General features: G+C 70.8%; 8 protein-coding genes. 2 read left to right on the forward strand and 6 right to left on the reverse strand.

From position 1 onward, the window contains the following. Window positions 1-325: 325 nt before the first annotated feature. The 6 genes from ABEA43_RS04040 to deoC form a co-directional block, all read right to left on the reverse strand. Window positions 326-1,192 carry an HNH endonuclease gene (locus ABEA43_RS04040; protein WP_345558730.1) on the reverse strand — a complete coding sequence of 289 codons (867 nt, stop codon included), beginning with the start codon at window positions 1,190-1,192 and terminating at the stop codon, window positions 326-328. Then, window positions 1,189-1,572 carry a hypothetical protein gene (locus ABEA43_RS04045; protein WP_345558732.1) on the reverse strand — a complete coding sequence of 128 codons (384 nt, stop codon included), beginning with the start codon at window positions 1,570-1,572 and terminating at the stop codon, window positions 1,189-1,191. The genes ABEA43_RS04040 and ABEA43_RS04045 overlap by 4 nt, the downstream gene beginning before the upstream one ends. Continuing rightward, on the reverse strand, window positions 1,569-1,922 hold the full coding sequence (locus ABEA43_RS04050) for a hypothetical protein (protein WP_345558733.1): 354 nt from the start codon (window positions 1,920-1,922) through the stop codon (window positions 1,569-1,571). The genes ABEA43_RS04045 and ABEA43_RS04050 overlap by 4 nt, the downstream gene beginning before the upstream one ends. Beyond that, a complete protein-coding gene (locus ABEA43_RS04055) occupies window positions 1,916-2,296 on the reverse strand; it encodes a hypothetical protein (protein WP_345558735.1) in 381 nt (126 codons plus the stop codon). The genes ABEA43_RS04050 and ABEA43_RS04055 overlap by 7 nt, the downstream gene beginning before the upstream one ends. Before the next feature lie 77 nt (window positions 2,297-2,373). Continuing rightward, window positions 2,374-2,922, reverse strand: coding sequence for a DUF6907 domain-containing protein (locus ABEA43_RS04060; RefSeq protein WP_345558737.1), 549 nt, complete (start codon window positions 2,920-2,922; stop codon window positions 2,374-2,376). A gap of 480 nt (window positions 2,923-3,402) precedes the next feature. Further along, window positions 3,403-4,332: a deoxyribose-phosphate aldolase gene (gene deoC, locus ABEA43_RS04065; protein ID WP_345558739.1), complete on the reverse strand. Its 930-nt coding sequence runs from the start codon at window positions 4,330-4,332 to the stop codon at window positions 3,403-3,405. Window positions 4,333-4,539: 207 nt separating this feature from the next. On the opposite strand from deoC, the gene ABEA43_RS04070 reads away from it, so the two are divergent. Together ABEA43_RS04070 and ABEA43_RS04075 are read left to right on the forward strand one after the other, a co-directional pair. Further along, on the forward strand, window positions 4,540-4,686 hold the full coding sequence (locus tag ABEA43_RS04070) for a hypothetical protein (RefSeq protein ID WP_345558740.1): 147 nt from the start codon (window positions 4,540-4,542) through the stop codon (window positions 4,684-4,686). Between the two features lie 89 nt (window positions 4,687-4,775). Further along, window positions 4,776-7,340, forward strand: a 2,565-nt coding sequence (locus ABEA43_RS04075; RefSeq protein WP_345558742.1) for an ATP-binding protein, incomplete at its 3' end; no start/stop codon positions are given.

Raw genomic sequence — 7,340 nt, forward strand, 5'->3', positions numbered from 1 at the left:
GGGGCCGACAGTCCGCGACACCCTGATCCAAGATCAAAAATGCTCGAGGTCGTGGAACCCACGCGCAGCCGTGTACGCGACCGCCCATCCGACCTCGCACCGTCCCTGAAACGCCCTCCTGTTGCCTGGAGAGAGCGCAGGAGACCTCCGGGAAGGGAGACGAGCATGAGGACACGCGAGCAGGGACGGGGCGCCTGGTGGCCGGTTGTGGCACGCCTGGTTTTGGTCGTAGTCGAGTGGCTGTTACGCCAGTCCAGCGGGTAGCCGTGCACGCGCGCATGTGACCGTCTCCGTGACCACGCTGGAGGTCACGGAGACGGTCACATCACGCTGCGGCGGCCAGCACGCCCACGGCGGGCCGGAAACGCGCCAGAAGCAGCCACACGAGCGGCCACGGCAGCCGATCGCCCTTCGCCCCGTTGCACGGATCACAGGCCAGCACCAGATTCCACGGCGCGTTGTGGCGGCCCGTCAGCCACAGCGCGGACGGCAGGTAGTGGTCGAAGGTGGCTTCCGTGGATGGGTCGGCGAACGGCGCCCGGCAGTAGAAGCAGCGCGGCCCGTCCCGGAACGCGAGCAGGGCGCGGAAGATGCGACCGTGCTCACCGCTCATGTGCCGCGGCTTGCGCCGCCCGCCGGCCCGGGCTCGGCTACGGTGGCGCGCCCCCCACGACGGCAGGGTGCGGTGTACCCGCCTGTACTTGACGCGCCGCCCGTCCACCACCCGGCCCGCTCTCGCGACGCCCGGCATGTACCACCACATTCCGGCCTGGCCTGGCCAGGTACGGGCCGGGTACGGGGCGGGTACACGCACCCAGGCCGCATCCCTGCCGCCGCCGCGCCGCCGTCCCGGGCCGCGCACCACCTTCGCCCGATCGATCCACGAGTAGCGTGCCGGGAACACCCGGCCGTGCCCCGGGTACGCGCCGGGTACGGTCGCAGGCCCGCGCACCCCTGACGGAGCGGCGTACGCGTACCGGCCCGCACCGCCCGCCCGCACCCGTACGGAGCCCGGCGCACACGAGTGCGCGCACCGCCCGTACAGGGCCCGTACGAGCGCCGCCACGACCAGCCACCACACCACCCGAATCGGCGGCTTCACCAGGGCGGACCGGCGGGCCCGCACTCGCCCGTACACCACCCGTACAGGCGACGTACGAACCGGGACGGGCGCGGCCGGGAGGACGGTCACCGCGCACCCTCTACAGTCACCAGGCGCGCCGCCTCGACGAGCGCGGCGGCCAGGCCGGAACCGCCGTACACGGTTTGCAGGACGTCCCCCAGGGCGGCGCCCTCGACCGGGTCGACGTCGACCGACTGCATGCCGTCCAGCTCGCCGCGCTCCCACATGACGGTCACCACGGGCGAGCCGACACGCGTGTATCCGGCACGGCCGCCGGTCGGTGTGGCCCACTCGCGGTGGTCGTTGCGCTGGAACAGCCAGACGAGCAGACTCATCCCGTCCTGCTCGTCGTGCAGCAGGAGATGGGCGTGGTGGTCGTGGTCGTCATGCCTGCCGATCGCGTCGCACCAGGACGGGCACGTCAGGATTCCGCGGAGTTTGGCGTTCACCACGGCACCTCCCGATCGTGCTCGGGGTCGATGGTGTCGGCGGCCCGGTACAGCATGCCGGCCACGTCGCTGACGTCGTCGACCATGTCGGGGTCGAAGAAGTCGAGCACGTCGGCGACGGCGTGCGCCTGGCCGGCGTCGAGTTCGAGCACGCGCCGCTTGCCGCTGTCGTGCACCAGCTCGGCGCGCACCACCGGCTCGTACGGGTCGCCCTGGAGGATGTTGGCGTCGACGACGACGGGGCCGACCCGCCACCGCCCCAGGGGCGCGCTGTGGCTGCTCGCCCACTCCGGAAGGCTGTGGTCCGCCCGGCACCACGTCCAGGCCGGGCAGGCGGCCGGGGTCACCACCGGGTCCTCCTGCGGCGCTGGTGCGGCCCCTCCAGGGTGTGGCGGAGCGCGTGCACCAGCTGCGGAAGAGTCCCGCCGTCGAGCAGCTGCAGAAGGTCTGCGAGGGCGGCGGCGGCCGGGAACGGGATGTCGAGCGCCTCCAGCGGGCCGAGGTAGTCGAGCCCGAACCGCACCTGCACGAACGGGCGCGTCCCGTCCGGCTGGTCGCTGGCGTAGCAGACTTCGATGGTGGACGGGCCGGGGTCGATGTCGGCGACGGCCTGCCAGTGCAGGCGGTCCGTGGCCTGCACGTGGCGGTGGTCGGCCTCGCAGAACAGGACGGTGCAGTCTGCGGGGTGGGGCGGTTTTGGCGTGCGGGGGTAGTCTTCCGACACGGTCTCTCTCCTGGTCACATCAGGGGATGGGTCGAGCCCCCGGGCAGGTGCTCTAACACCGGCCCGGGGGCGTTCTGCTATCTGGAGCTGGCCGCGCGGGCGGCCATGGCCTTGTTGATGAGCCCGTACGCCGCCTGGAGCGCCTCCTCCGGGGTTAGCTCCACCTCCGCGTCGCCAAGGTGCGTGTGGATCGACAGGGACACGCGGGCGGCCCCGCCGGGCTGCTGGTAGATGCCGCCGCACACGTCGCCGAACCGCTCGCCCTCCGTGAGGGAGGAGCTGACCAGGTCGGCCACGCCGGAGTCGTGTTCGAAGTCGATCGCCGGGAAGCGGTGGGCGTGCTCGGGGTTGCACCAGGCCGGGCAGCCCGCCGCCATCGCCGTCAGCGGGGCGGGGCTGTCCGGGATGCGGGCCGACAGTCCGTGCTCGACGACGGCCAGGCAGTCGTCGCACCCGTACTTCGGTCCGTCGCCGCCCTCGATGAGTGCGCGCACCAGCTCGACCGCCCGGCGGAGACGGCCCGGCTTGCGGCACCAGGCGCACACGGCAGCGATGCTGGCGAGCGCGGTGATGGTGGCGGCCGGGACAGTGACGGGGCGGGCGGGAGCGTGCGTAAGCTGGGTCATGGTTCTCTTCCTGGTAGAGCAGGGAGTTGGCCTGGGCCCGTCCGGTGTTGGTAGCACTGGGCAGGGCCCGTTCTTTTTGTGGCTAGCCACCCCTTACCCGAGGTGGCTAGCCACCACTTTGGCACATGCAATGGACGGGTGGCAAGCCACCGTGAGAAACTTCGTCCATGCCGAACCAGCACAAGCTGAGGTCCCGAGCCTTCCGCCCAGAACCAGACGAATACGAAGACGCCAAGGGCGCACTAGGGCGTGAGCGAACCATGGACGGCTTTCTACGGGCCTGCCTGCGTTGGCTTCGCCACGATCCCGCCAAGGCAATGGCCACCCTTGCGCCGTTCTGGCCAGAGCCCAAGATGTCAGGGCACAGCGAGGGCACATCGCGCCGACACTCAACGAACCCTAACGACACTTCGGCACACCTATAAGTGCAGGTCAGAAGGGTTAAAGGGGGAGTCTCCGCAGGTGGGAGACTCCCCATCATCAGTCCAGGGTGAAGTAGTCGGGACCGGCGTATCGGCCGGTGGCCAGCTTCTGCCGCTGCATCAGCAGGTCGTTCAGCAGCGAGGAGGCGCCCAGCCGGAACCAGTCCGGGCTCAGCCAGTCTTCTCCCGCACTCTCGTTGACCAGCACCAGGTTCTTGATCGCGTCCTTGGTGGTGCGGATCCCGCCCGCGGGCTTGACGCCCACCTGCCGCCCGGTCACCTCGCGGAAGTCCCGTACCGCCTCCAGCATCACCAGCGTCACCGGCAGCGTCGCGGCCGGCGCCACCTTGCCGGTGGAGGTCTTGATGAAGTCGGCGCCGGCCAGCATCGCCAGCCAGGAGGCCCGCCGCACGTTGTCGTAGGTGGCCAGCTCACCCGTCTCCAGGATCACCTTCAGATGCGCGGCCCCGCACGCCTGCTTGACCGCGACGATCTCCTCGAACACCTTCATGTAGCCGCCGGACAGGAACGCGCCCCGATCGATCACCATGTCGATCTCGTCCGCGCCGGCCGCCACCGCCAGCGCGGTGTCGGTCGTCTTCACCTCCAGCGACGTACGGCCGCTGGGGAACGCGGTGGCCACCGAGGCCACCTTCACCCCCGACCCGCGCAGCGCCTCGACGGCCACCGCCACCAGGTCCGGGTAGACGCAGACGGCCGCCACCCGAGGGGCGCCGCCGCCGGGGTGCACGGCCTTGGTGCACATCGCGCGCACCTTGCCCGCCGTGTCGGCCCCTTCGAGCGTGGTCAGATCGACCATCGAAATGGCCAGGTCAATGGCCATGGCCTTGGCCGTCGTCTTGATCGAGCGGGTGCCCAGCACCGCTGCCCGCTGGTCCGCGCCGACCCGGTCGACCCCGGGCAGGCCATGCAGGAAAGCTCGCAACGAGGCCTCGGACGAGGCCACCTCCGCGAGCGAGGTAGTCACAGTTGACACCCTCACAGCATCGCCGACCAGGGCCTCTACCTCCAAACCGGATCTATTACCTAGGCCCCCGCACGTCTCCGACCAGGCCCTAGGTATGTGCCATAGGTATCCGGGCGCAGGAGATAAGGCATCCACCCGATGTGCCGGACCGGGCCTTAGACCGAGCATTAAAGGTGTCAGGAAGAAGCACGAACAGGGAGAAACCCCATGTACCCCGAGATCGAATACCAGCTCATGAAGGACCACGCCAGCGAGCTGCGCAAGGCGGCCGCCGACCACCGCCGGGTACGCGAGGCCATGCGGGGCAACAAGGCGGAGCGCCGCTCGTTCTTCGGCAAGCGCCGTTCCTCATGACCACCCCACGAGCGCCCGGCCGCAGCCTCCCTCGCGGCCGGGCCTCTCAACCCCCTTAAAAGCGTCGAAAGCAATCAATAGGACGTGACATGCTGGATGACATGCGGGGACGTACGGTCAGTCCTGTCTTCGTCGGGCGGGAAGAGGAGCTGGGAGCTCTCGCCGAAAGCCTGGACGAGGCACGAAAAGGCCAGGCGACGGCCGTACTTCTGGGAGGCGAGGCCGGGGTCGGCAAGACCAGGCTCGTCCAGCGCTTCGCGGAGCGCTGCGCCGACGGTGGCGCGCACGTGCTGTTCGGCGGCTGCGTCGAGCTGTCCACCGAGGGTCTGGCCTACGCGCCCTTCACCGCCGCGCTCCGGCAGCTCGTCAGGGAGCAGGGGCCGGCCGCGGTCGCCGCGCTGCTGCCCGAGGGCGCCGAGCGCGATCTTGCGCGGCTGCTGCCCGAGTTCGGGGAGCCCAGCGGCGACGGGGAGACCGACACCGGGCGCGCGCGGCTCTTCGAGCAGTTCCTCACGCTCCTCGAACGCCTCGCGGACACCCGTCCCACCATCCTCGTCATCGAGGACATCCACTGGGCCGACAGGTCCAGCCGCGACCTCATCGCCTTCCTCAGCCGCAACCTGCACGCCCCGCAGGTCCTGATCGTCATGACCTATCGCTCCGACGACCTGCACAGGCAGCACCCGCTCAGGCCGGTGCTCGCCGAGCTGGGCAGGGTCAGCGGCGTGCACCGGCTCGACCTGCCCCGCCTGTCGCGCGACGAGGTCGCCGAGCAGATGACCGGGATCCTCGGCGAGGTCCCCGAATACGCCAAGGTCGAGAAGGTCTACGAACGCAGCGAGGGCATCCCGCTGTTCGTCGAGGCCATGCTGGAGGGCGGCGCGGACTGCTCGTTCCCCGAGTCCATGCAGGACCTGATACTCAACTCCGTCGAACGCCTGCCCGAGGAGACCCAGCGCGTGCTGCGCGTGGCCGCCGCGGGCGGCATCCGGGTCAGCCACGCGCTGCTGGCCGCCGTGAGCGGCCTGTCCGACGTCGAGCTGGAGACCGCGCTGCGGCCGGCCATCGCGGGCAACGTCCTGCAGATCGCCGACAGCCGCGCCTACGTCTTCAGGCACTCCCTGATCCGTGAGGCCGTTCACGACGAGCTGCTGCCCGGCGAGCACCAGCGCCTGCACGCCAGGTTCGCCGAGGAGATCTCCAAGGACCGTCAGCTCGTGCCGCCCGGACGGGCCGCCGTCGAGCTGGCACACCACTGGTACGGCGCCCGCGACGACCACTGGGCACTGATCTCCGCATGGGAGGCGGCGCAGAAGTCGTTCAAGGCGTTCGCGTACACCGAGGCCGTCCCGTTGCTCGAACGCGTCCTCATGCTCTGGGACCGGGTGCCCGACGCGGCCCGGCTCATCGAGGCCGACCACACCGCCGTGCTCGAACGCGCCTCAGAGGCCGCGAACTCCGGCGGCGACGTGGACAAGGGCATGAAGTTCGTCAAGGCCGCCCTGTCGGAGCTGGACGCGACCAGGGAGCCCGCGCGCGTCGCGCAGCTCATCGTGCGGCGGGCGGCGTTCAAGAGCTCCAAGGGCCATCAGGGCGTCATCGAGGACCTCTGGGAGGCCCTGCGGCTCGTCCCGGAGAACAGCCTCGACCACGCCGAGGTCGTCACGCCGCTCAGCCGCCACCTCATGCTCAGGGGCGAGATCGCCGAGGCGAGCCAGCTCATCGCCGACGCGCTGCTCCAGGTCAGGCAGCTCGGCGACCGGTGTCTCGAAGGCGACCTGCTGATGAACCTGGCGCTCGGCCACTCGCTCGGCGGCGAGCTGGAGTCCGCGATCGTCATCAACGAGCAGGCCCTGGAGATCGGCCGGCAGGAGCGCTCAGGCCGCCTGATCACCAGGGCGATCGGCAACAACATCGACGCGCTGTGCGACATGGGCCGCGAGGACGAGGCCCTGCGCATGTCGGTGGACGGCTGGGAGGTCGCCAAGAAGTACGGCCGGCTGCGCGGCAGCGGCCTGTTCATCAAGAACAACTGGGCCGAGGCGCTGGAGTCGCTCGGCCGCTGGGACGAGGCCGTCGAGATCGTCGACGGCGCGCTCGGCCACGGGCCGGCGCTCCGCACCAGGCACGCCCTGCTGCGCGTGCGCGCCGACATCGCGCTGGCCAGGGGCGAGCTGCAGCTCGTCGAGGGCATTCTGACGGAGATCGGCGTGCTGAAGGGCCGCCCAGAGGACTTCGTCCAGGACGTCATCGTCAACGCGCGGCTGCACATCGGCTGGCACCTGCTCAGGGGCGAGCCCGGGGCCGCGCTCGGCGTGGCCGAGCACGTGCTCGCGCATCCCAGGCAGTCGAGCAAGGCCATGCTGAGCTGGCGGCTGCTGTCCCTGCTCCGCACGGTCTGCGACGCGGCCGAGGCCGCCGAGCCCGGCAGGACGGCCGCGGTACGCGAGCACGCCGCCGGCGTGGAGGCCGAGCTGTCGCTCATCGGGCCGGTCGCGGAGGCGTACCGGCTGTCGTACAGCGGGGACTTCGACGCCGCGGCGGCGGCCTGGGAGCGACTCAAGCGCCCGCACAACCAGGCCAAGTCCCTGCTGCGCGCGGCGGGCGTGGCGACCGGCGCCGGCGACCGCGACGGGGCGGCGGCCCGGCTCCGG

This window comes from Nonomuraea rosea (assembly GCF_039539705.1).
GTDB classification, from domain to species: domain Bacteria; phylum Actinomycetota; class Actinomycetes; order Streptosporangiales; family Streptosporangiaceae; genus Nonomuraea; species Nonomuraea rosea.